This is a genomic window from bacterium SCSIO 12643, assembly GCA_024398135.1.
Classification (GTDB): Bacteria; Bacteroidota; Bacteroidia; order Flavobacteriales_G; family Salibacteraceae; genus CAJXZP01.
On record CP073750.1, the window covers coordinates 1,363,723 to 1,388,938 of the forward strand.

The following is a 25,216-nucleotide window of genomic DNA, read 5'->3' on the forward strand; positions in this document are numbered from 1 at the left end:
GTTTTAAACAAAACGCATACTAGATATGTCTGAATCAATAGGAAAAATTTCCCAAGTAATTGGAGCGGTAATCGATGTTACCTTTGAAGGCGACCAGGAATTACCAAAATTATACGATGCACTTTCTGTAAAAAAAGCAGATGGTACTGAGATTGTTCTTGAAGTACAACAACACATCGGTGAAGACACTGTTAGAACCATTGCAATGGATGCATCAGATGGTTTTAGACGTGGGATGGAAGTAACTCCGAAAGGAAGTGCTATTTCTATGCCAATTGGAGAAGCTGTTAACGGTCGTTTGTTCAACGTAATCGGTGATAGTATTGATGGAATGCCGAACCTTGAAAGAACTAATGAACTTCCAATCCACAGGGATGCACCTAGATTTGAAGATCTTTCAACTTCATCTGAGGTTTTATTCACAGGTATTAAAGTAATTGACTTGATTGAGCCATACGTAAAAGGTGGTAAAATTGGTCTTTTCGGTGGTGCTGGTGTTGGTAAAACTGTATTGATTCAGGAATTGATTAACAATATTGCGAAAGGTCACGATGGTCTTTCTGTATTTGCCGGTGTAGGTGAGCGTACTCGTGAAGGTAATGACCTTCTTAGAGAGATGCTTGAATCTGGCATTATCAATTATGGTGAAGCTTTCATGGAATCTATGGAGAAAGGAAAGTGGGATATCAGCTTAATTGATACTGAAAAATTAAAAACTTCAAAAGCGGCTTTCGTATTCGGTCAGATGAATGAGCCTCCAGGTGCACGTGCACGTGTGGCACTTTCTGGATTGACTTTAGCTGAGTATTACCGTGATGGTGATGCAGACAGCTCTGAAGGTGGTAAAGATATCTTATTCTTTATCGACAACATTTTCCGTTTTACACAAGCAGGTTCTGAGGTATCAGCACTTCTTGGACGTATGCCATCAGCAGTAGGTTACCAACCAACATTGGCAACTGAGATGGGTGCGATGCAGGAAAGAATTACTTCTACTAAAAACGGTTCGATTACATCTGTACAAGCTGTATATGTACCAGCGGATGACTTGACTGACCCGGCTCCGGCAACAACTTTCGCTCACTTGGATGCGAAAACAGTATTGTCTCGTAAGATTGCTGAGTTAGGTATTTATCCAGCGGTGGATCCTCTTGATTCAACTTCTCGTATTTTGACTCCGGAGATTGTTGGTGATGCGCACTATGACACTGCACAAAAAGTTGTTGAGATTTTACAACGTTATAAAGAGTTACAAGATATTATCGCAATTCTTGGTATGGATGAGCTTTCTGAAGAGGATAAAGCAGTTGTTCACCGTGCAAGACGTGTTCAACGTTTCTTATCTCAACCATTCCACGTAGCAGAGCAATTTACTGGTCTTGCTGGTGTATTGGTGCCAATCGAAGATACTATTAAAGGCTTCAACATGATCATGGATGGTCAATTAGACCAATATCCTGAATCAGCATTCAACCTTAAAGGAAATATTGAAGAGGTGATCGCTGACGGAGAGAAATTGTTAGCTAACGCATAATAAAACCAAAGAATATGCAATTAGATATTCTAACACCAGAAAGAAAGCTTTATAGCGGTGAAGTTACTTACGTAGAAATGCCTGGTATTGATGGGTATTTCGGAGTATTAGATGATCACGCTGCTATGATATCGGCTTTAGGTGCGGGTAAAATTACTGTGGATCAGGTAAAGGCAATGACTCCAGATGAGGATGCTATTGATACCTTTTTAGAAGATGCACAAAACAAACGTTTTACTTTAGACGTTAAAGGTGGCGTTGCTGAAGTATTTCGTAATAAAGTAATTGTCTTATTAGACTAATATTTAAAATAATATAAATAAAAAAGGGAACCAATTGGTTCCCTTTTTTATTGCTTGTATATTTCTCAATTACTTGTTCTTTGCCTCAAATAGCAACCCTGTAATTTCTAAAAACTCATCGACAGAAAGTTGCTCCGGACGTAATTTTTCAAACTTTTCCGGCAATGCCACGTTACATTCGTTTAGGACTGATTTTAGCGAATTTCGAAGTGTTTTTCTTCTTTGGCCAAAAGCCGTCTTCACCACACGCTTATAGAATTTTTCCGGGAAATCAAGTTCTTTACGTTCATTACGAACCATACTGATCACTCCCGATTGCACTTTTGGAGGTGGATCAAAATGCTCAGGTCCTACTGAAAACAAATACTCTATATCGTACCAGGTTTGAAGTAAAACACTGGTTAATCCATATTGTTTATTTCCAGGAGGAGAAGCCAAACGTGCAGCCACTTCCTTCTGAAACATTCCTGAACATTCAACTATTTGATCTTTATTTTCCAATACCTTAAACATAATCTGCGTTGATATGTTATAAGGATAATTCCCAATCAAACCAATTTTTGCCTCCGTGATATCAGATAATTTCATTTCTAAAAAATCACCTTCAACGATCCGATCACCTAACTCCGAAAAGTATTTTTTTAAATACACGATAGACTCCGAATCAATATCTACGACAGATAATTTCTCTTTGTAAATTGGAATCAGTTCTTTAGTCAAGACTCCTTTTCCCGGACCAATTTCAATCACCTCATCAAAACCATTACCTTTCAGCGTATGCGCAATGTTATAAGCAATCTGATCATTGGTCAGGAAATGTTGTCCCAAATGCTTTTTTGCCTTAACGTCCATTTACTGAATCTCTAACAAAGTTCTGAATGCGACAAAATGATCTTTATAACGTTCCGTATGCTCTATTTGCAATTTCTCAGCATGTTCATCCTGATACTTTTGAAGAGTTTCCAGATCTTCGCAATAATACTGGATCGAATAATTGGTTCCTTCTTCATCCTCCACAAGGACTTTAGAAAATACATTCTTATCAAACAATCCCGTAGCCATCACATCAGGAATATGCACAGTTTTCATCCAATTCACCCAATCATCGTGCTTTTCATGGGATATCTTCACAGTTACATTGTATATAATCATTGAACCCTATTTGTTGCAAAAATGTACAATATCTAATAAACAACTTGTTAGAAGACGCAACAATTATCGATAAAACGTATATGAATATTTCGTAATTTGAATCTGATGACTCTTAATCTCCTTACGCAACACTACCGAAACCAACCCTTCCTCGTATAGGTATTCAAAACGATGTACCAACGCCCCATCATGATACTCCTTCATGACTTGCAACATTCCCGATTCATCATACTCCAATTCAAATTTCACTTCTCTACGGGTATTCAGCTTACTATTTTTAGCATATGAAATTAACTTACCCGATTCATAGTGGTAATACACTGACTCTTTGCTTGCACCTCTAATATATCTGGTAGTTTCATTAACGATTATACCATCTTCCAAATTTACAATGGTGTATTTGAAAGTCAAACCTTCGTTGTTGAGCCAAAACTTCTTGTATTGTGTATCCGAATAGTATTCATAAGAAAACCTCTCAGGATCAAACTTTTCTTGCTGACTTTCATCAATGCGTTCAATTTCAATCACATTCCCATGAGAATCGTATACATACGACTTCAAAATATTTCGTTTTGACGTACGAATATGTTCAGAAACTAATTTCCCATCCTTAGATAAATAATAGTTTACTCTTTTCTCATTACCAGACCTATTGATACTAATCCACTGCTCCACATCTCCGTTCCCGCTAAAACTGTAACGCATACTCTCCGCAGAAAAACTAATCTTCTGCATCGGGTACTTATACATCACCTCCGTTTTAATGGTTTTAATCCTCTTTTGTCGTATAAAATCAGAATTAAAAAAGGGATATGTTTTTGCTTGTGCAGGTAAAGACCTGGCATACTGCTGGGCATTAAGATTAAAATCTACTCCCCAACTCATTAAGACAACCAGAAAAAAAACAACCCACTCCCGTTGTTTCACTGTATTTATTCTCATCTACTATTTCCTACTTTATTTGCTTTAAAGCTGCTCCTAAATCGGATGTTGGTAATTGACACGCTTTGTTTACACATACATAATACAACGTTTCCTCATCTACGTATTTCCCATCTAGTAACGCCAATTTACTGGGTTTTGTACTTCCTAAAACAATTTTATTTGGAATATAATATTGTTCTATTTGCGCTCGCTTGGTTTGTGCAATTTCTCCTACCACTGCAATTTCATATAACGGATAAATTTCCTTCAACATTAAGATTCCCCAATTGGAATACCCCGAACCATATTCAGTCATTTGAAGTTTCACATTATTCAGCATCACTTTACTTCTATCCAGATAATCCTGATTATCCAATATCGTTCCTAAAAGAAACAAAGCATTTGCCATACTTGAATTTGAAGCCGGGATGACATTATCATTCAACTCCATTTTTCTTGCGACCAGGCTAGGATCTAGGTCAGACGTAAAATAAAACATCCCACTTTCTTCATCATAGAAATGAGCAACAGTATATTGCATCAATTCATTTGCCTCATCTAACCAACTTTCATCAAAAGTGGCTTCATACATTCTGATCAACGCTTCTATAGAAAAACTATAATCCTCTAAGTACCCATTAATATTTGATGTCCCATTTTTATAATTATGATGTAATCCTCCATCCTTTTTACGTTGAGTCTTTACAATGAATAGAGCCGTTTGCTTTGCAATTTCTAAATAACGTTCATCGTTAAAAGCAATATAAGCATCAGCCAAACCTTTCAACATTAGGGCATTCCAGGAGGTCAAACTTTTATCATCTAAACCAGGTGTGATTCGTTGTTCTCTTACCTCTAACAGTTTCTTATTAATGCGATTTATTCTGATGTCAAATTCCTCTTTAGAAATGTCAAATTCATCCAAAATCTCCGCATCTGCTCTATTTCTCAACAGGATGTTATTCCCATGCTCCCAATCCGCCTTTTGACCAATGTTATAATACGCAATTGCTAAACTGGAATCATCACCCAGAGTTTGTTTCAATTCGTCTTCTTTCCACACATAATATTTCCCTTCTTCACCCTCACTGTCCGCATCTAAAGCAGAATAAAAAATCCCATCTCCCTTGTATAATTCTCTTAAACAAAAATCTATACTTTGATCCACCACATCTTTGTATAAATCTTTTCGATACCTGGTATACGCCTCAGAATACAAAGAGATCAATTGCGCATTATCATAAAGCATCTTTTCAAAATGTGGCACTTTCCATAGTTTATCTGTAGAGTAACGGGCAAATCCACCTCCAATCTGATCGTAAATTCCCCCAAATGCCATTTTATCCAATGTAAGTTTCACTTGCTCATCCACATATTCGTGATGACCTAATGCGGCATACCTCATCAAAAAAGCATAATTATTTGGCAATGGAAATTTAGGTGCACGATTCCCACCTCCCTCCAACTTATCAAAGCTATTTTTCCATCGAACTACCATCTCATCCAAAGTCTCTATTTGGAATTCTTTAGGTTCATTATTCTTGATAATCACATCGCTTTGAATCACTCCTTCTGTCAAACGGTTCGCATATTCTTCTACTTTTTCAGGTCTTTCTCTGTACTCAATAGCAAGCTTTTCCAAAATATCCATCCAACGAGTCTTTGGGAAATACGTTCCCCCATAAAACGGACGTCCATCAGGTAGGGCAAAACAATTTAATGGCCACCCCCCACTACCGGTCATAAGTTGCACCGCAGTCATGTAAATTTGATCAATATCCGGACGCTCTTCACGATCTACTTTTATGCATACAAAATGTGTATTCATGAGTTCCGCAACTTCCTTATCTTCAAAGCTCTCATGCTCCATCACATGACACCAATGACAAGCAGAATACCCAACACTTACCAATATTATTTTGTTTTCATCTTTCGCTTTTTGTAAAGCTTCTTCACCCCATGGATACCAGTTTACGGGATTATGTGCATGTTGTAATAAATATGGACTTGTTTGATCTATCAAATGGTTCGTATATTTATGCTGTTCCATCTTTGGTTTATTTTGAGTCTGACTGATACATGATTCAAACAACATGGACGACATGAATAATATGCTAACTAAATAAACGTTGATATTTTTGATCTTGAATCTCTTCATTTGAATCATTAAAATGAAAGGTCGAAATTACGACAACCAAGATTCAAACCTATGGTTTTTATGTCTCAAATTACGATATCTAAAGACAAATCATCTGCTTTTCGTTCTCCACAACAGAAAAAAGATATTCCATCATGGGTGGCTCCTTCGATTGCCGGATTTTGGTTTGTTGGTTTATTTCTCATTTGGAACGCCTATTTTCAAACAGAAATCACATGGGTAGAAACATCCAAATGGTATCTCTTTTTCGCCTTAACCGGCACTTTAATTCCATACAAGTTTATCATCAAATACGTTTGGTTAGAATACACCTATTGGATTACAGCACATATTGTAGGGATCGGCCCGATATTAACCGGTTTCTTTCTTTTGCTTAATCTAACATTTACCGGACAACCATCCAGCGAGACTTATCAAATCACAGAGGTTCATGTCCCGGAATCTCAAGAATACACCATTATCACGGTTGAACTTGAAGATAATGCGCTTGAACATCACCCTAAATTCAGGACCTTTGACTACTACCAAATCCGGTATCATAAATCTATTACATATGTTTTCACCGAAGGTATTTGGGGCTATCGGGTTGTGGAAAAAACCGAAATGAATTAAATCGTATTTATCCTTTTGCGTGTCCGTTAAAATTTGTCAAAACCCTACTTTTGTATACTATTGATTTTCACAAATCGTTTTTCATCGAAAAAAAATTCAATGACAAAAGCAATAAAAGGTTTTTCGAAACTTACCAAAGAAGCTAAAATTGATTGGGTACTTGATCAATATTTTTCTGATAAAGAATCTGCAAAAGAAGTTCTAAAACAATATTGGAATGCGGACTCTAAACTTCAACAAGTTCATGATGAATTTATTGAAAATACACTTACCAATTACTATCTGCCATTTGGCGTAGCACCAAACTTCCTAATCAACGGGGAAACGTACGTTATCCCTATGGCCATTGAAGAAAGTTCGGTTGTTGCTGCGGCTGCAAAAGCTGCAAGTTTTTGGATGAAACGTGGCGGTTTTAAAGCTGAAGTCATTTCAACTAAGAAAATTGGACATGTACACTTCGTGTATTATGGTGACTATGACAAACTTTTAAAGTTTTTCAATTCTATAAAAGATAAGTTTTATCAAGATACAGAAGGTATTACGGCCAATATGAGAAAACGTGGTGGTGGCATTACTGACATCATGTTGATCAACAAAAACTATGAAGAGCCAAATTACTATCAAATCAAAGCAAACTTTGAAACCATTGACTCCATGGGAGCCAATTTCATCAATACTTGTTTGGAACAATTTGCACAGACTTTAAAATCTGAAATCGAAGCTTCTGACCTTTTCACGGAAGAAGAAAAAAAGATTCAGATTATCATGTGTATTTTATCTAATTATACACCTGAATGTTTGGTAAGAGCAGAAGTAAGTTGTCCGGTGGAAGAACTTGCAACTGAAGGTATGTCTGGAGAAGAGTTTGCTTTAAAATTTGAACGAGCTATTCATGTGGCACGAATTGAACCATACAGAGCGACTACACATAATAAAGGAATCATGAATGGTATTGACGCTGTTGTTATCGCTACAGGTAATGATTTCAGAGCTATTGAAGCTGCTGCGCATACTTATGCCTCCAGATCAGGTCAATATCGTTCTTTAACCGATTGTGAAGTCAAAGATGGAATATTTAAATTTTGGTTGGATATCCCAATGGCTTTAGGAACCGTGGGGGGGTTAACTACATTACACCCAATGGTAAAATTTGCTTATCAACTTCTTGGTAACCCAGGTGCAAAAGAATTGATGATGATCATTGCAGCATCCGGATTGGCGCAAAATTTTGGTGCGCTTAAAGCTTTAACAACCACAGGAATTCAAAAAGGGCATATGAAAATGCACCTATTGAATGTTTTAAATAATCTTGGGGCCACAGATGAAGAAAAAGATTTCTTTAAAATTTACTTTAAGGATAAAGTACCAAGACACAACGACATCGTGAACAAATTCAACGAGATTAGAGCTACCAAATCTGCTCAATAAAATGAATACGGAACAACAATATTACGCCCATGGTAAATTGCTTATCACGGGCGAATATTCCGTTTTAGATGGTGCCACTGCATTTGCTATTCCATGTCGGTCTGGGCAGTCACTAACAGTTACAAAAGATCATTCAATTGATGGAATAATCTGGACAAGCTGGGATGTAAATCAAAAAAGTTGGTTAAAAGTCTCTTTCGACAAACAATTAAATATTGGGAATTCGAATGACACCAGGCTTTCTGAAAAGCTACAATCCATTCTAAAATCAGCCACTCAAATTCAGCCTGATTTCCTCGAAAAACTTGAAAATTGCAAAGTGGATACCCATTTGGGATTTGATAGAAATTGGGGTTTAGGTTCCAGTTCCACATTAATTTCTCTCATTTCTCAATGGGCCCAGATCAATCCATATAAATTGTTAGATCAGACATTTGGTGGATCAGGTTACGATATCGCTTGTGCGACAACAAATAGTCCAATTCTATTTCAAATAGATGATCGTAAACATTTAACCACTTCAATTGACTTCAACCCATCATGGATCAAACATGCTCATTTTGTTTACCTGGGTCAAAAACAGGTGAGTAGTAAAGAGGTTAAAAAATATAGTCATCTGGATTTTGACAAGAATAAACTGGCATCTGAAATCTCGGATATCACACAACAACTTGTTATTTGTACTGATTTATTTCAGGCGCAGAAGTTATTGCAGTTACATGAGTCTAAATTATCTGTAGCTCTAGGTTATCCTTCGGTCAAATCATTGCATTTTTCACAGATCAATGGAACGTTTAAATCTCTTGGTGCCTGGGGAGGAGACTTTGTGCTGTTTCTGGGAGATTCTTCTGAAATTGAAAAAATCAAAGCACTAGGGTTCCCAATAATAATTCCCTGGAAAGAAATGATCTTCAACCCTATAGATTAGGAATATGCATTAGAACTTTCGTTCCCACATTTTCCTCACTTTCTATTTTAATTTCTCCATGGTGAATGTCTACGATTCTTTTAGCAATCACCAATCCCAAACCATTCCCGGGGATATTTAAGTTTACAATATTCTTAGCTCTAAAAAATGAAGTGAATAAATGCGACATTTCATCTTCCGGAATACCAATTCCTTCATCCGAAACGATTACAGAAAAACCATCTTCCTCAAACGATAATTCACATTCCACATCCTTATCTTCGGAATATAGCAATGCATTTTTAAGCACATTACAGATCAGATTATCAAATAGGCTTGGATCAAATACCAAAACACGTGGAGTACCTGAAATTTTCAAGTTCACCTTTCTATCTGGGAAAGCTTTTACAATCTGCTCATTGATGATACTTTGCGTAAACTCCACTAGATTTTGATTTACCGGATTAAACGGCATCTCCATCGACTCAATCTTGCCTAATGTATCTATATTTTTCAGGAGATTATTAATTCTACTTACCTGAGTCGTAATCTTACCAAAATGCTTTTCAAATGGCTTGATAAAACGATCTCCCAAATCTTCCGCATACATTTCCAGCAGTTCCACACTTGATTTTATTGAAGACAATGGGGTTCTGAACTCATGAGATGTCATCGTAATGAATCTGGATTTTAACTCATTTAGCTCTTTCTCCTTTTGGAGCGCCATTTTCATCTCCTCTTCCACTTTTCTTCTTGCAGAAATATCACGTGTAGCTGCGATAAACGTTCGCTTACCGGAGGCTGAAATCAACGGTTGTAATACTGACTCTATCCAGATATAACCTCCTTCTGCCATTCGCACACGAAACTGTTCTACCACACGTTTAGCTCCATTCAATAACTGGTCAAACAGATTCGCTTTAATTCTTTTATGATCTTCCGGGTGAATATCTAAAATCGCATTCCTACCAATGAATTCATCCGGGTTCTTTCCGACCATCCCACGAACCGCATTTGAAATAAACAGATAATTTCCATTCTCATCTATTTCAGCAATCAAATCGGAAATATTCTCAGAGATTCGAGCCAGTTTATTTTCACTTGCTTTATTCTCAATCTCAACGCGCTTGCGTTCTTCAATGTTAATCAAGGTTCCTTTGACTCCTTGAAGCTCATGACTTTCATTAAAAATCACAGAAGCATGAACTTCCATCCAAACGGACTTTCCATTTGCTGCAATAAATTTCAACTCTTCGGTTTTGTGGATCACATCTTCACCTTCATACTTGAGTTGAAATATTTGACTTCCAGTAGCTCTATCATCCGGATGAATATATTTTGAGGCTTCAGTCCCAACAGTCTTATCTACTTTAAGCAACAAATGACGCTCCCAGGCATCATTTAGAAAGGTTATTACCCCTTTGTTGTCAATTTCAAAAATAATCTCATGAATCGAGCTAATGAGTCTTTTATAGTTGGCTTCACTTTGTGCTAACTTCCTTTTATATTCAATTCGCGATGTGATATCCGTATTGGTTGCGACAAACTGGAGTGGGATACCATTCTCGGAAAAATTAACATTTGCACGCGTCAACACCCACAAATACTTACCTTCTTTGTTCCTAATCCGGTACTCACATTCATAAGTCCCCACACCAATTTTCATATATGGGTCTAGCACTTGAAGAACTATTTCTTTATCGCTCGGATGCAACAGACTTTCAAAAGTTTCGAACGAATCTTCAATTTCATCTTCATCAAAACCCAGCATTCTTTTCCATTGACGCGAAAAATGCATTTGATTTTGTGTCAAATCAATGTGCCAATAGCCATCGTTAGAACTTTCAATGGCTTTTTGAAGTACATCTTCTTTGGTAAAAAGCTCTCGTTCTAAAGTTGCTGTATGAAAATATTGAGAAAATATGACTGATAGAGAATTCAATTCTTTTTTATCCTCCTTTGTCCATAATCGCTCTGTATCATTTTCCAATAAGGCTAAATAACCAATTGTTTTTTGCTGCGCTCGAAGTGGAAATATTAAAAAGGAAATGACTCTGTTCTTTTCAAAGTCAGCTCTTAACGAAACATTGGTTAACTCATTCGTCAATCCCCAAAAAACATTTTTTTCAGGATCCTCTATTTTTTTAATCGCTGCGATTAGATCATCCTCTAACGGAATCTCTTCTGTTTCGCTCCCATACACACATTTTTGCGATTTAAAATGAGTCTGCATTTTGGGCGGAACATGAGCCACAAATACCATTTGATAAGGATAATAAGTATCCGACAACCACTTTAAAAAGATATTTACTTTATTCTCAAATAAATTTTCACCGATGAATAATTGAAGCGACTTATCAAGCAGTGAGGATTTGTTATTAGATATCAATTGAGCACTATTTGCAGAGAAATCATACATAATCTATTGCCAAAAATAACGCCAATATGTTACATTTGTGACAATATCGAATCAAAACGTTTAAATCCATGTCCAATATACTTGTAATTGAAGACGATGCCACAGTAAGAGAAAACCTTGAAGAACTCTTAAAATTTAAAGGCTATACAGTATTTAGTTCTTCCGATGGGAAGGAAGGTTTAGATATGGCGTTTAAGAAGGAACCGGATTTAATTATCTCGGATATTATGATGCCGGAGATGGATGGATATGAATTATTAAAAAACGTTAGAGAAACTCCAGCATTAACCAATACCCCGGTGATACTGCTTACAGCCAAAACCATGACAGAATCCAAAATCATGGGATTAGAATATGGCGCAGATGATTATATCACCAAACCATTTAATGCAAAAGAGCTTATTGCCAGGATTGCGAATTTGATTGAGATTAGAAGAAAGTTAAAAGCAAAAGCGTATTTAGAAACCAATAAAACTGAAGTGGAATCTACTGAAGACATCTTCATGCGTGAACTTATTGTGCTATTTGCTGACAATTTAGATAAATCACAATTTGCGATCGAAGATGTTGTGGTTGAAATGGGGTTAAGCAAATCTACTGTTCAAAGAAGAGTAAAAGCCATTACGAACAAAACTTTCAATCAATTCCTAAGAGAATTTAGACTAGAGCAAGCAAAACAAATTATTGAACAACGCGGTGGAAACATTTCGGAAGTGGCTTACGCTACTGGGTTCAATAGCGTAAGTTACTTCTCATTTTCTTTTAAGAACTACTTTGGATTCCCTCCAACTGAAATCGTTCCTAAGGATGCCGGTTTTATTTAAAAACTAAGGCTCTCCATTCGTCTTCTTAAAACCGTATTACTTACGGTTAATTTGTACTTGGTACTCAAGTACTCTCTGATTTCTTCGAGACTGGTGTATCCTTTCTCCTTGAATTCCAATAAGGTTTTCTCAAGAAGTCCCAATCTCCCTTTTCTTAAACTTTCCATAAATCCCCAAATTTTATGTTACACCTAAACTAACGATCTAAATATAGTAATTGTTTTACAACAATCTAAACTTTAACATAATTTAAACATTGATAATCATGCACTTCCCTCATCTAGCAAGACTTTAGAAGCGCCAATTTATTATCAACAAATCATTAACATAATTTTCAACCATATCCCGACATTCAATTTAGAGCTCGCACTAAAAATCACTATTTTCGCTTAAATGACGCGGTTTATCATGTTCTTATGTCTGCAATTCCTTTTTGGTATTACCATTCAAGGACAACACAACCATGCTCAAGACTTTGAAGAAATCGTTAAATACGAAAAATCTGGATTTCAAAACAAAAGGGCCTTCACCGAGTCCCAAAACACCCAGAATTATGACGTTTCTTATTATCAACTGCAACTTAATGTAAGTCCAGATTCTCATTTTATTCAAGGTAGTGTTACCATTCACTTTACACCAAAGAATAATATTTCGCAAATCGTTTTTGATTTGAATTCTGTATTACAAGTTGATTCTATATCTAGAAATAATCTAACGCTATCATTTGAACATCTCAACAATCAGATCTTTGTTCAACATGCTTTTCAGCATTCTCAAAAAGATTCGGTTACCATTTATTATCATGGAACGCCTCCAAATTCTGCTTCATTTAGAACCGACTACCACAATAACACACCAATTCTTTGGACACTTTCAGAACCTTATGGTGCATTAGACTGGTGGCCATGTAAACAGAGCTTATTGGATAAAGCCGATTCCGTGGATACTTATATCACTGTACCCAATGGAAATAAAGTAGCTGGGGTTGGGAACTTAATTTCTGAAATACCGCATCCGAATTCCACAACCACAGTTCACTGGAAAAGCACCTATCCAATTGCCACCTATTTAGTGGCGATAGCCGTTACACCTTATGCTGAAATTAACTTTCAATCTACTTTGACCAACGGAAATTTATTGGTACAAAATTATGTTTACAAAGAAGATAGCGCTGATGTCATCGATCAATTGATGGCCACAGATACCTTGCTACGATTTTACGATTCTCTTATCGGTCCCTACCCTTTTATGTCAGAAAAATACGGACATGCGCAATTTGGACGAGGTGGCGGGATGGAACATCAGACCATGAGTTTCATGTATCATTTTGGATTCGGTTTAACTGCACACGAATTGGCCCATCAGTGGTTCGGAAATAAAATCACTTGTGGTAGTTGGAGCGACATCTGGCTGAATGAAGGGTTTGCGACCTACTTTGCCGGAATTCCTTTTGAATTTTTGTATCAGGATTCTTCATGGTATCAATGGAAAAAAACATTTCTTGAACGCGCCACCGAATTATCAGATGGAAGTATCTATGTATATGATACCAGTAGTGTCTCTCGAATCTTTGATCCAAATCTTTCATATGCGAAAGCTGGTTATATGCTTCACATGCTCCGTAAGCAGATTGGAGATGATCATTTTTTTAATGCCATAAGAGCATATGTAACAAATCAACAATTAACATATGGTTTTGCCTATACGGACGACTTTTTTTCGCATATCGAAATGGAAACAGGTCATAATATATCTACATTTAAAAATCAGTGGGTGTATGGTCAGGGTTACCCCAGTTTTAATTTAGAGTGGAAACAAAATGGTTCTGACTTAGAACTCAATCTATCCCAAACCACATCTCATGCCTCAGTTTCGTTTTTCTATCTTAATGTCCCTCTCCTTATAGAAAGCGATAATGGGGATAGCTTATGGTACTATATGTATCATCAAACCAACAAGCAAATTGAGCAAACCTCAGTGCCTTTTGTGGTAAACAAGATCACCATTGACCCCAATCTGGATTTAATATCAAAAGCAAACTTTAGTATCAATACGACTTCGCTGGACGGGTTAAATGTTTACCCCAATCCAGCGCAAAATCATATTATCATATCACCAGGTGGAGAAATGAAATATGTTTCAGAATACCAAATCATTAGTTCGGTTGGGAAACTCATGCGACATGAATCCATGCCTACATTTTCATTTCCAAAAGAGATAGATGTTTCTTATTTAAGTCAGGGGGAATATATTTTGATCTTACGACATAAAGAGAAGTCTACATCACACAAACTTGTGATTTCAAAATAGATTAGATCTTTCCAAAAATGCTTTTAAGCTTCAATGTGATCACACCAAAGAAAGCTTCTTTGAAAATACCACCAGACATCTTAGAAGTTCCTTCTTGACGATCTGTGAAGATGATTGGGGTTTCCATCACTTTAAATCCTTTTCTCCAGGTTCTGAATTTCATTTCAATCTGAAATGCGTAACCTTTAAACTGTATCTCATCAATTCCAATAGATTCCAGTACCTTTCTTCGGTAGCACTTAAACCCAGCTGTAGTGTCACGAATAGGCATTCCTGTAACTATTCTTACGTACATAGATGCATAATAGGACATCAAGATTCTACCCATTGGCCAGTTCACTACATTTACACCCTTGATATATCTGGACCCAATCACCAAATCCGCATTATTATTTTGCGCCTCGTTGTACAAAACAATCAAGTCATCAGGATTATGTGAAAAATCACAATCCATTTCAAATATAAAATCGTAATGTCTATCGATACTCCAATGAAATCCATGTATATAGGCTGTTCCCAATCCCAATTTACCTTGACGTTCTTCAATAAACAACCTATCCGGGAACTCGGATTGCAGTTCTTTTACCACAGCAGCCGTACCATCCGGAGAACCATCATCAATAATCAATACATCGAAAGCTTTCTCTAACGAAAACACTTTTCGAATCATTTTCTCAATGTTCTCAATCTCATTATAAGTTGGTATGATAACGATGCTGTCGTTCACTATAGCAAATTTTGATGGCGAAGATAATATTTGGACGTTATTAGTTTACAAACTGACCGCTGAAGAGCGAAAAAAATTATTAAAATCTGTGAATTTATAATTTCAATTCTTCATTTGGGTCCCAAAAAACCTCTTTAAAATTGACAATTTGATCATTCTCCACTTTTATTCCTTCAGCTTCTAATAATTCCTGCATTCTCGAAGGAGGGACAAAGTTGTTTTTACCTGATAAAACCCCTACTCGATTCACTACACGATGTGCAGGTACTTCCAGACCGGCTTTATCACTTCCATTCATTGCCCATCCCACCATCCGAGCCGATCTTGCTGATCCCAGATATCTACCAATTGAGCCATAGTTTGTAACTCTACCTTTCGGAATCAACCGAACTACTTGATATACCTGGTCAAAAAAATCCTTATTCTTCTCTGAATGCTTTACAACTGTCATTTACGTAATTCTAAATCTCAAATATTTTATCACGTGTCCAATTTCGGAAAACTTTTCCTCATAATAGGTTTTTACCTGCAATATTTCTTTCAGATCTTCATCTTTAACCAGATCTAAATCTGCATAAATATCATGGGACACAAATTCCAGATCATATCCATGCGTCTCTATTTGCTCCAATGTGTAATTAAAGAAAAAGTCATTGTCATGCTTCAAATGGAGTACTGCTCCCGGTTTCAAAAACTTTCTATAACGATCAATAAACAATGGTGCAGTCAGTCTCTTTCTGGCACGATTCTTTTGCGGTTGCGGATCAGGAAAAGTAATCCATATTTCATCCACTTCATCCACGGCAAAAAAGGAAGTTATAAAATCGATTCTTGTGCGTAAAAAACCAGCATTCCCTAATCCCTCGTCCAAAGCAATTTTTGCGCCTTTCCAAAGTCTGGCTCCTTTAATATCCACCCCCAAATAATTCTTACCGGAATTTTGACGCGCCAATGCTACCGTGTATTCTCCACCACCACATGCCAATTCCAAAACCAAAGGATTCTCATTTTTAAAAAACTCCTTTTTCCAATTTCCTTTAATGGGATGTGGTTTGATTTCTCCTCCATTATTTTTGTCAATAACATCCTGAAGAGAAGGTTCTAAAACATTTTCAAAACGCGCTACATCAGCGAAACGATTCAGCTTATTCTTATTCGACATCGATCCAAGTATTTCGGCAAAAATAATATCATTCAAAGCGATACATAGGATGCTTTAGTTTTAATTTGTTATACACTTTTCATGATTCAAACTAAAACTATATTCATTGCTCCATTGAACTGGGGGCTAGGTCATGCCACAAGGTGTATTCCAATCATTCAGCATCTAAAAAAACAAGGGCATAAAGTCATTTTAGGATCTGATGGAAATGCTTTCCAATTATTGCAAAAAGAATTCCCTGAACTTCTTGCCATTGAGCTTCCAGGTTATAACATCACCTATCCTGATAATGATCAATTTGCCATGCATATGATTCTATCTGTTCCTAAAATTTTATCCGCGATTAAACGTGAAAAAAAGGTATTGGAGACTATCATTAAAGATCATCATATTGATACCATCATATCCGATAATCGATATGGAATTTTTCATTCAGATATTAAGTCTATCATTATCACACATCAACCCAATATTTTAGCTCCGGTATTCTCAAATGTAGCATCAGCACTTCACAGAAAATTTCTAAACAAATTTGATGAAGTCTGGATTCCAGATTTTGAAGACGCTAATAATGTATCGGGAGATTTATCACATCCAATCCATAATTTATCACAAGCTAAGTATATTGGAATTTTGAGCCGATTTTCTTCCAAATTAAGAGCACAGTCTCCTGAAATTGAAATCCGAAAGCCTTATATCCTTGCTATCATTTCAGGTCCCGAACCTCAACGATCAAAATTTGAATATATTCTACGGAAACAATCAGAAAAAAATGATCATCATGTAATTGTGGTTGGAGGGAAATATGAATCCGTGGAAAATTCAAAAACAGCACACAACCTTACGTATTTACCATTTGCTTCGAGCGCGCATCTAAAATGGCTTATTGAAAATTCAATGATTTGCATTTCCAGATCTGGGTATTCATCCATTATGGATTATATCTCGCTAGGTAAGACTGCAATTATGGTCCCTACACCTGGTCAAATAGAACAAGAATATTTAGCTGATTATCTCACTGAAAAGGGATTATTCATTACCTCCAAACAACATCAATTTGATCTTCAGAAAGTACTGGAATCTTTTAACACTTTCAATCCTAATTTCAAAAACTTCGATTCTAAGAAAATTGATAGGATTTATGACCTACTTAACAACATTTAACCCAGATCTACGTAAACATTAATCAGTGAAAAACCTTTCTTTGCATCTCGTAAATTGAGGTTACATTCTAAATATCTTTCGGTTTCATTCGTTGTCATCAAAACAAGACACACATAACAACTGGAAAACAAGTTTTTATGAGTTTTAAACAAACACTTTTTTCTTTTCTTTTCGCACTTCTTTATATCTCGAGCATACACGCTCAGGACAGTAGTCAGGTTCAACCGTCAATTGATAGTCTTTTGATTGATACAGGTGACGAAGTTGTATTTGCTTTAGATCATATGGCCAGACTTCCATATTTAGAATCACATCAAGTAGATACCAGTGTTGAAAATCTGAATACATTCCAATTTGCTGCGGATAGTGTACCTTATTATGATAGTGCCTATTATGCTAAGTTTTTAGACTCGCTGGATCAACGCTCTCCTTTCGATTTGGTTTATAACAAAAGAACTGATGCCTTTATCAAACTGTATGTAGTTAGAAGGAGAAAACAAACTGCAAAATTACTTGGGTTACAACATCAATATTTTCCTATGATGGAAGAATTATTGGCTAAACATGAAATGCCATTTGAACTTAAATATTTAGCAGTAATCGAATCCGGGTTAAATCCTAAAGCAAGATCACATGCTGGTGCGGTAGGCTTATGGCAGTTTATGTATGCCACTGGGAAAATGTATGGGTTAAATCAAAATTCATACATGGATGAGCGTATGGACCCGATTAAATCTACAGATGCTGCATTGAGGTATCTAAAGTATCTATATGGAATCTATCATAAATGGGATTTAGCTTTGGCCGCTTATAATTGTGGGCCTGGAAACGTAAATAGAGCAATGCGCAGATCAGGTTCTTCGGATGGAAATTACTGGGATTTATATCCTTATTTACCTAGAGAAACTCGTGGTTATGTTCCAGCATTTATTGCGGTAAATTACGTAATGAATAATCCTTCAGCGCATAACATTTATCCGGTTATGCCTAAAGCCACTTATTTTGAATTGGATACTGTTCAGGTCAAACAGCCTATTAGTTTTGAGCAGTTATCTCAAAATCTGGAGATTCCGGTTGAGGATATTGCATACTTTAATCCAACGTACAAACTGGATTATATCCCGGCATATAGCAATAAAACTTCTATTCTGTATCTACCTCATGAAAAGACAGAACTATTTGTTCAGAATGAACAAACCATCTATGCTTTGGCTAAAAAGGAAAAACCAAATCAAGGAAAAGAGATTAAGCCTTTTTCCGAAGACCGTGTAGTTTATCGGGTAAGGTCCGGAGATTATCTGGGAAAAATTGCCAATCGCTATCATGTAAGTGTGAGTAGTATCAAACGCTGGAACGGACTTAGAAATAATAATCTAAGAGTAGGACAAAAATTGGTCATTTATCCAAAAGGTAATTATGCGCAATCAAAGCCTAAGCCAAAACCCAAAACCAGAGCCACTACCAGTGATCAAAACTATACCTATTACAAAATTCAATCTGGAGACACTTTATGGGATATTGCCAATGCCAATGGGGTATCGATTGAGAAATTAAAAGAATGGAACAAAGATTTAAATGATAAAAACCTAAAAGTTGGCACGAATATTATTGTAGGTGAATCTTAAACAGACCATCATGAACCAGATTCTTAAATTCATATTCTCCATTGCAGTTTTATCAAGCGTTTTATTCTCCTGTTCTAACAATGACGAAGAGAACAAAATGTTGATGTCTATTTCAGGTAATCCCGGAGAGGTCATCTTTGTAACCACCACGAATCAATGGAAGGGAAAAATTGGAGAGACCATTCAGTCTCATTTCCTAAAGCCCGTATACGGAATGCCTCAAGACGAGCCTTTGTTTAATGTTATTCAAACTAACAAAAGTGATTTCGATCGAATTTTTCAAACCTTCAGAAATGTTGTCCTCATTGAAATTGACACGAACAGATACAGTGAAGGAGAAGTTACCTATCATAAAAACGCATGGGCCAATGGACAATTAGTGATTCGAGTCATTGCCAGTAGTCGAGATGAACTGATTGATATTTTCAACCAGAATGCCGCCCAAATGATTCATACTATTCAAGCTAAAGAGTTCAATAGACTTTATGCCAAATATAAACGCAAACCGAACAAGGGTATTCAGGAAAAACTTAAAAAGGAACTTCAAATTGAAGCAGTAATTCCCAAAGAAGCTGTGTTGGCTTCACACGATGATAAACACGCCTGGGTGCGAATTGAGAGAGAAAAACTCAAAGGAGGTTACCAACATCAGATTAGTCAGGGTCTTTTGATTTTTAAATATCCTTACCGCCAAAAGCAACAATTTTTAGATAGCAATCTGTTTGCTTTACGTGATTCTATTCTTCAGGCTTATATTCCGGGACCATCTGATGGCAGCTATATGACCACTGAATATCGTTATTATCCCCCGGTTACTAAAGAAATCAATTATCAGGACCATTTCGCAAAAGAGATTCATGGGTTATGGCGCATGGAAAACAATTTCATGGGAGGTCCAATGGCTACATATTTTGTATTGAATGAAGATGAAGGTATGATCTATTGTTTCTCTGGATACGCTTTTGCACCACAATTTAACAAACGGGAATACTATAGAGAAATCGAATCCATAGCAAGGTCAATCCAATTTGTTTCTGCATCCAAATAACATTCTCTTTATATGTAAATGTAAGCCCCCCGTCATTTCGTAATCGACATTGAGAGTAGGTTTGCCCTCAAAAAATTATGAAATACATTCTTTTGATCAGTATCGCGTTGGCATCTTTTGTAGTTTCAGCCCAGGAAATGAATCCCAATAAATATGGAATGGATACCACATCCACATTGCCTATTGGGTTAAATGTAAACGATCAGGCACCCATTATTAAAACAACCTCCATCACAGGAGAAAAGATCAATACCGGGAAATTGTTGAAACAAGGCCCTGTTGTAGTTATATTTTACCGTGGAGAATGGTGTCCGGTTTGCAATCGTTATCTGAGTAAATTGAATAATTCTTTACCCGAAATAACAGCCAAAGGCGCTACCGTTTTAGTGGTCTCCCCAGAGCAGCAATCAAGTGCTTCCAAAACAGCTGAAAATACAAAATCGGACTTTATTTTCATCTCAGATGCTTCACTTAAAATCTGTAAAGATTTTGATGTTTTGTTTGATGTAACACAAAAATATCAAGAACGAATTTTAAAAAACCTGGATACTGACATTGCTCAAAACAATGGCAAAGAAAATGCACAATTACCTGTGCCTGCTACATTTATTATTGATACAGATGGTAAAATCATCTATAAACAATTTGACTATAATTAGACCAATCGTGCTACGGCTGAAGACATCTTAAAAATGCTCTAGTGGATAAAAACCAATAGAGGTGAGTTTTGTTACTAACCACCTCTATTTAACCCGTTACCTTTGTACACTTCATTAATGGTATTGATATGAGATCATCTTTTCTATTTTTAAGTGCAGTATTGGTTTTGTCATTTTTTGGTTGTTCTGATCAATCAGAAAATCAATCCCAGAAAGAAACCAAAATCACCTCAGAGGAATTCCCTGCTGAAAACATTAAAATGGGATTTCAACATTTAAATTCTGTTTGCTTTTCTTGTCATAGTATAGATCCCGGTAATAATGCCAACAAGGTCGCACATGACATGGGCGAAATTAGTAGAATCTATAAAGATCAATCCAATTCTTTTGAGGATTTCCATCAAAAATTAGCAACATTTATCAATCAACCTGAACCACAAAACAAACTTTTGGCGCCAGAGGATAATTATGGTTCCATGCCCAACTTCAACTTATCAGATAAGGAAATTCTTCAAATTGCGACTTATTTATATCAGTCTTCAATAGAAGAGTCAGATTGGTATGCAAAACATTATCCATCTGAACTGGAGAAACACAAATCTGATCCGGATGATCTTTCATACATTGAAAAGGGAAAAAAACTGGCATTATCAACAAAATCTGTATTGGGTAAAAATCTAAAAGGAGCCATCAAAAAGAATGGTACAAGTGCGGCCATTTCATTTTGCAATACCAGAGCCATTACGCTCACAGATAGTATGTCTCAAGAACTAAACGCGCATATAAAGCGTGTTTCTGATCAACCCAGAAATCCCAATAATGAAGCCAATGAACAAGAGTTAGAATATCTACTTGCCAAAAAACAAGCTTTAAAGGAAGGGAAGTCTATTGCCCCACAACTTCAAAAAATTGATGGTAAAATGGTAGGCTATTATCCTATCACCACGAATAAAATGTGCTTACAATGTCATGGGCTTCCAGATCAAAACATCCAACCCGAAGTACAACAAAAACTAAATTCACTATATCCTAATGATGCCGCAACTGGTTATGGGGAAAACGAACTTAGAGGTATTTGGGTTGTAGAAATGGATTTGGTTACGAATTAAAATAATTCCAAACAATTTTTGCTTTTGCTTCTCCAACTACTACAGAAAGTTCATCCAATGTGGCTTCCTTAATCCTTTTTACTGAACCGATTTTGGTTAATAATTGCTCCGAAATTTTAGGCCCAATACCTTTTATCTGATGCAATTCACTTTTAACAATAGACTTCCCTCTCTGATTCCTGTGATGTGTAATTCCAAATCGGTGGGCTTCATTTCTTAAGAATTGAATGATTCGTAAACTTTCGGATCTTTTATCCAGATATATAGGTATAGAGTCTCCAGGGAAATATATCTCTTCCAATCGTTTTGCGATTCCTACCACAGCAATCTTACCCATCAATCCCAATCGTTCCAGACTATTAACAGCCGAATGCAACTGACCTTTACCGCCATCAATTACCACCAATTGTGGTAAAGACTCACCTTCCCGCAACAAACGACTGTACCTGCGATAAACTATCTCTTCCATAGACGCAAAATCATCCGGTCCTACCACAGTCTTAATATTAAAATGTCTGTAATCCCTCTTGGATGGTTTTCCATTCTTAAAAACCACACAAGCTGCCACCGGGAATTCTCCCTGAATATTGGAGTTATCGAAACATTCAATGTGAACAGGTAATTCTTTTAATCGAAGGTCTTTTTGAACCTGCTGCATGACTCTGTTAGAATGACTTTCCGGATCTACCTTTTCCATGGCTTTGTATCGATCCATCATAAAGTATTTTGCATTCCTTAAAGACATTTCGATCAACTTCTTCTTGTCTCCAATCTTTGGAACGATGATCTTTAAATCATCCATTTCCATATCTACTTTTTGGGATAAATACAGCTCTTTCGAAGTGCTCCCAAACTTTTGTCTGATTTCTGCGATCCCGATTGCCAATAATTCCTGATCAGTTTCTTCCATCTTTTTACGAATCTCAAGCGTATGCAATTGTACTACTGCTCCACTATTGATCTTCATAAAATTCACATATCCCGCATAACTATCTGAAACAATACTAAACACATCTACATTGTGAATTTTATAATTCACTACTGTAGATTTAGCCTGATAATTCTCTAAAAGTTCCACACGTTCTTTCAGCTCCTGTGCTTTTTCAAATCGTAATTCAGAAGCATAACGCATCATCGTTTCTTTTAAATCTTTGGTAAGATCTCCAAGATTACCTTTTAGAATATGTCGAATTTCATCAATGCTTTTGTCGTAATCATACTCCGATTGTTTCCCTTCACAACCTCCCAAACAATTTCCTATATGATATTCCAAACAGACACGATACTTCTTATTAGCGATATTGGTTGGTGATAAATGATATGAACACGTTCTGAGTTTATACAGTTTCGAAATAATATTGAGAACTGTATGCATCATTTTTACTGACGCATATGGACCATAATATTCCGAACCATCTTTGATCAGATTTCTTGTAGAAAACACACGCGGAAAAGGTTCTTTCTTAATACAAATCCAGGGATAGGTTTTATCATCGCGCAATGCCACATTATAATGAGGCTGATGTTTCTTAATGAGCGAGTTTTCTAACAACAATGCCTCATACTCCGATTCGACCACAATGTATTCAATATGATCGATCTTACGCACCAATAACTTGGTCTTTCGATTCTCATATTTAATTTTATTAAAATATGAAGATACACGGTTCTTAAGGTACTTGGCCTTTCCCACGTATAAAATCTTCCGATCCTTATCGTAAAAACGATAAACACCAGGTTTCTTCGGAAGATTCCGTACGATTTCTTTTATATGCTCAGGAGTATCCACAATCGAACTACAATATTAGCATATCCTTGCAGATCACCTCTGCTTCTTACAAATGGAAATTGTAAGATCTATTTCTCAATGACTATTCCTCGGTGGTGGAGTTATCTCCATCTTCCAAAATCTCAAATAACTTATCGAGGTTTGGAGTTAAGATTACCTCAATTCTCCGGTTTTTAGCCTTGCCCTCAGGAGTATCGTTAGAAGCAATCGGACTAAACTCACCTCTACCTGCAGCGGTTAATATTGCAGGATCTAATTCACTATTGCTCAACATAATTCGAACTACCGCCATCGCTCTCTCAGCAGATAATTCCCAGTTGTCCTTAATAGCTCCACGTCCACTCATTTTATCACTATCGGTATGTCCTTCAACTAAAACCGTTAAATCCGTTTGTCCTTCAAGTGCTTTCGCCAATTGAATAACCGCCTGTTTACCTTCACTTCCCACGGCAGTACTTCCACTTCCAAAAAGCAATTGCGCTTCCATAGACACATACACTCGTCCATTTTTTTGCTCAACGGTAATTCCTTTATCTTCAAACCCTACAAGAGCTTCTTTAATCTGATTTTTTAATTGATTTACCGCTGCATCCTTTTGTGCTAAAAGATCTTCTAACTCTTTTACTCTCGCTTCACGCGCTTTTAAATCATCATTTAATTGTGCCAACTCCCCTTTTTGAACTTTTAGATCATATGCCAATAATTTCAAGCTATCTTCTTTGGCCTGTAAATCCTCCTGTACTTTAAGCAATTCACTCATCAATTGTTTATTCTCTCTCTGAGAACCTGAACTTAAAACATCTTGTTTTTCTACTAGTTCAGCATTGGTCTTCAGTAATCTATCGTATTGATATTTCAGTTGACGATATTGCGCTCCTGTTCTGGAAGTGTCTTTTACCAAACTTTTTAGTTTCTCCACTGCCCTTTCTAAATCTGCTTTGTTTTCGGTACTTTCTTTTTCCAAACGTGCATTTTCAGAAGCCAAATAACTTCTGTTTTCTTCACACTTTTCATAATTATCAGTGATTTCATTCACCTTCTTAGCCGGAACACAAGAAACTACTCCACCTAAAATTGTACCTACTAACAATAAATTTAAAATCCCTCTTAATCGCATTCTTTCTCTTGATTTATTCATTACAAATGTCCATTTCATTCCCCACTATTAAAAGTCAACTCGTAATAGTTTTGAACAAATAACGCGTTGATAAATGGTTTGTTTTCTTTTTAATAACAATAATTAACCCTTTTCTCTACAAATTTTGATTCCACTCATTTTGCAACAATTGCGCCTAACATTTTTACGTCCACATTTTATCTGTAGTCGCCATTCGTAATTGCATAAATCCGCATTACATTTGTC

General features: G+C 36.4%; 23 protein-coding genes. 12 read left to right on the top strand and 11 right to left on the bottom strand.

Annotation, left to right across the window (positions count from 1 at the left end; all coding sequences use genetic code 11):
* Nucleotides 1-25 precede the first annotated feature (25 nt).
* Nucleotides 26-1,534: a F0F1 ATP synthase subunit beta gene (locus tag KFE94_05960; GenBank protein UTW67654.1), complete on the top strand. Its 1,509-nt coding sequence runs from the start codon at nt 26-28 to the stop codon at nt 1,532-1,534.
* A gap of 14 nt (nt 1,535-1,548) precedes the next feature.
* Complete coding sequence (locus tag KFE94_05965; GenBank protein ID UTW67655.1) at nt 1,549-1,836, top strand: F0F1 ATP synthase subunit epsilon; 288 nt, start codon at nt 1,549-1,551, stop codon at nt 1,834-1,836.
* A gap of 69 nt (nt 1,837-1,905) precedes the next feature.
* Here KFE94_05965 and rsmA read toward each other — a convergent pair whose 3' ends face one another.
* From rsmA to KFE94_05985, 4 genes are all read right to left on the bottom strand, one after another.
* Complete coding sequence (gene rsmA / locus KFE94_05970) at nt 1,906-2,688, bottom strand: 16S rRNA (adenine(1518)-N(6)/adenine(1519)-N(6))-dimethyltransferase RsmA (protein UTW67656.1); 783 nt, start codon at nt 2,686-2,688, stop codon at nt 1,906-1,908.
* Complete coding sequence (locus tag KFE94_05975; GenBank protein UTW67657.1) at nt 2,689-2,988, bottom strand: DUF4286 family protein; 300 nt, start codon at nt 2,986-2,988, stop codon at nt 2,689-2,691.
* Between the two features lie 63 nt (nt 2,989-3,051).
* On the bottom strand, nt 3,052-3,930 hold the full coding sequence (locus KFE94_05980; GenBank protein ID UTW67658.1) for a hypothetical protein: 879 nt from the start codon (nt 3,928-3,930) through the stop codon (nt 3,052-3,054).
* 10 nt (nt 3,931-3,940) lie between these two features.
* Complete coding sequence (locus KFE94_05985) at nt 3,941-5,962, bottom strand: thioredoxin domain-containing protein (protein UTW67659.1); 2,022 nt, start codon at nt 5,960-5,962, stop codon at nt 3,941-3,943.
* A 168-nt stretch (nt 5,963-6,130) separates the two neighbouring features.
* Here KFE94_05985 and KFE94_05990 point away from each other — a divergent pair, with 168 nt between their 5' ends.
* The 3 genes from KFE94_05990 (at nt 6,131) to KFE94_06000 (ending at nt 9,038) form a co-directional block, all read left to right on the top strand.
* Nucleotides 6,131-6,682, top strand: a complete 552-nt coding sequence (locus KFE94_05990) for a hypothetical protein (protein ID UTW67660.1) — start codon at nt 6,131-6,133, stop codon at nt 6,680-6,682.
* A 99-nt stretch (nt 6,683-6,781) separates the two neighbouring features.
* A complete protein-coding gene (locus tag KFE94_05995) occupies nt 6,782-8,110 on the top strand; it encodes a hydroxymethylglutaryl-CoA reductase, degradative (GenBank protein ID UTW67661.1) in 1,329 nt (442 codons plus the stop codon).
* A 1-nt stretch (nt 8,111) separates the two neighbouring features.
* The gene (locus KFE94_06000; protein UTW67662.1) at nt 8,112-9,038 is read left to right on the top strand and encodes a GHMP kinase; all 927 of its coding nucleotides are present in this window, start codon (nt 8,112-8,114) and stop codon (nt 9,036-9,038) included.
* Here KFE94_06000 and KFE94_06005 read toward each other — a convergent pair.
* Entirely contained in the window at nt 9,028-11,406 is a 2,379-nt protein-coding gene (locus KFE94_06005) for a PAS domain S-box protein (protein UTW67663.1), read from the bottom strand. The genes KFE94_06000 and KFE94_06005 overlap by 11 nt on opposite strands.
* A 98-nt stretch (nt 11,407-11,504) precedes the next feature.
* On the opposite strand from KFE94_06005, the gene KFE94_06010 reads away from it, so the two are divergent.
* On the top strand, nt 11,505-12,260 hold the full coding sequence (locus KFE94_06010) for a response regulator (GenBank protein UTW67664.1): 756 nt from the start codon (nt 11,505-11,507) through the stop codon (nt 12,258-12,260).
* On the opposite strand, the gene KFE94_06015 is transcribed toward KFE94_06010, so the two are convergent.
* Complete coding sequence (locus KFE94_06015) at nt 12,257-12,427, bottom strand: hypothetical protein (protein UTW67665.1); 171 nt, start codon at nt 12,425-12,427, stop codon at nt 12,257-12,259. The genes KFE94_06010 and KFE94_06015 overlap by 4 nt on opposite strands.
* Before the next feature lie 226 nt (nt 12,428-12,653).
* On the opposite strand from KFE94_06015, the gene KFE94_06020 reads away from it, so the two are divergent.
* A complete protein-coding gene (locus tag KFE94_06020; protein ID UTW67666.1) occupies nt 12,654-14,570 on the top strand; it encodes a T9SS type A sorting domain-containing protein in 1,917 nt (638 codons plus the stop codon).
* Nucleotide 14,571: 1 nt separating this feature from the next.
* Here KFE94_06020 and KFE94_06025 read toward each other — a convergent pair whose 3' ends face one another.
* From KFE94_06025 to trmB, 3 genes are all read right to left on the bottom strand, one after another.
* The gene (locus KFE94_06025) at nt 14,572-15,297 is read right to left on the bottom strand and encodes a polyprenol monophosphomannose synthase (GenBank protein ID UTW67667.1); all 726 of its coding nucleotides are present in this window, start codon (nt 15,295-15,297) and stop codon (nt 14,572-14,574) included.
* A gap of 94 nt (nt 15,298-15,391) precedes the next feature.
* On the bottom strand, nt 15,392-15,748 hold the full coding sequence (locus KFE94_06030) for an MGMT family protein (protein ID UTW67668.1): 357 nt from the start codon (nt 15,746-15,748) through the stop codon (nt 15,392-15,394).
* The gene (trmB, locus tag KFE94_06035; GenBank protein ID UTW67669.1) at nt 15,749-16,459 is read right to left on the bottom strand and encodes a tRNA (guanosine(46)-N7)-methyltransferase TrmB; all 711 of its coding nucleotides are present in this window, start codon (nt 16,457-16,459) and stop codon (nt 15,749-15,751) included.
* An 81-nt stretch (nt 16,460-16,540) separates the two neighbouring features.
* Between trmB and KFE94_06040 the strand changes: the two genes are divergently transcribed.
* From KFE94_06040 to KFE94_06060, 5 genes are all read left to right on the top strand, one after another.
* Nucleotides 16,541-17,623, top strand: coding sequence for a glycosyltransferase (locus KFE94_06040; protein UTW67670.1), 1,083 nt, complete (start codon nt 16,541-16,543; stop codon nt 17,621-17,623).
* 137 nt (nt 17,624-17,760) lie between these two features.
* On the top strand, nt 17,761-19,248 hold the full coding sequence (locus KFE94_06045; protein ID UTW67671.1) for a transglycosylase SLT domain-containing protein: 1,488 nt from the start codon (nt 17,761-17,763) through the stop codon (nt 19,246-19,248).
* 10 nt (nt 19,249-19,258) lie between these two features.
* A complete protein-coding gene (locus tag KFE94_06050) occupies nt 19,259-20,296 on the top strand; it encodes a DUF4837 family protein (GenBank protein UTW67672.1) in 1,038 nt (345 codons plus the stop codon).
* 77 nt (nt 20,297-20,373) lie between these two features.
* On the top strand, nt 20,374-20,955 hold the full coding sequence (locus tag KFE94_06055) for an AhpC/TSA family protein (GenBank protein UTW67673.1): 582 nt from the start codon (nt 20,374-20,376) through the stop codon (nt 20,953-20,955).
* 128 nt (nt 20,956-21,083) lie between these two features.
* Entirely contained in the window at nt 21,084-22,064 is a 981-nt protein-coding gene (locus KFE94_06060) for a DUF3365 domain-containing protein (GenBank protein UTW67674.1), read from the top strand.
* Here the strand turns inward: KFE94_06060 and uvrC are convergent.
* Nucleotides 22,054-23,853 (bottom strand): excinuclease ABC subunit UvrC, encoded by a 1,800-nt coding sequence (uvrC, locus tag KFE94_06065; GenBank protein ID UTW67675.1) that lies wholly within the window; start codon nt 23,851-23,853, stop codon nt 22,054-22,056. The genes KFE94_06060 and uvrC overlap by 11 nt on opposite strands.
* An 82-nt stretch (nt 23,854-23,935) precedes the next feature.
* Nucleotides 23,936-24,613 (bottom strand): OmpA family protein, encoded by a 678-nt coding sequence (locus tag KFE94_06070; GenBank protein UTW68223.1) that lies wholly within the window; start codon nt 24,611-24,613, stop codon nt 23,936-23,938.
* Nucleotides 24,614-25,216: the final 603 nt, after the last annotated feature.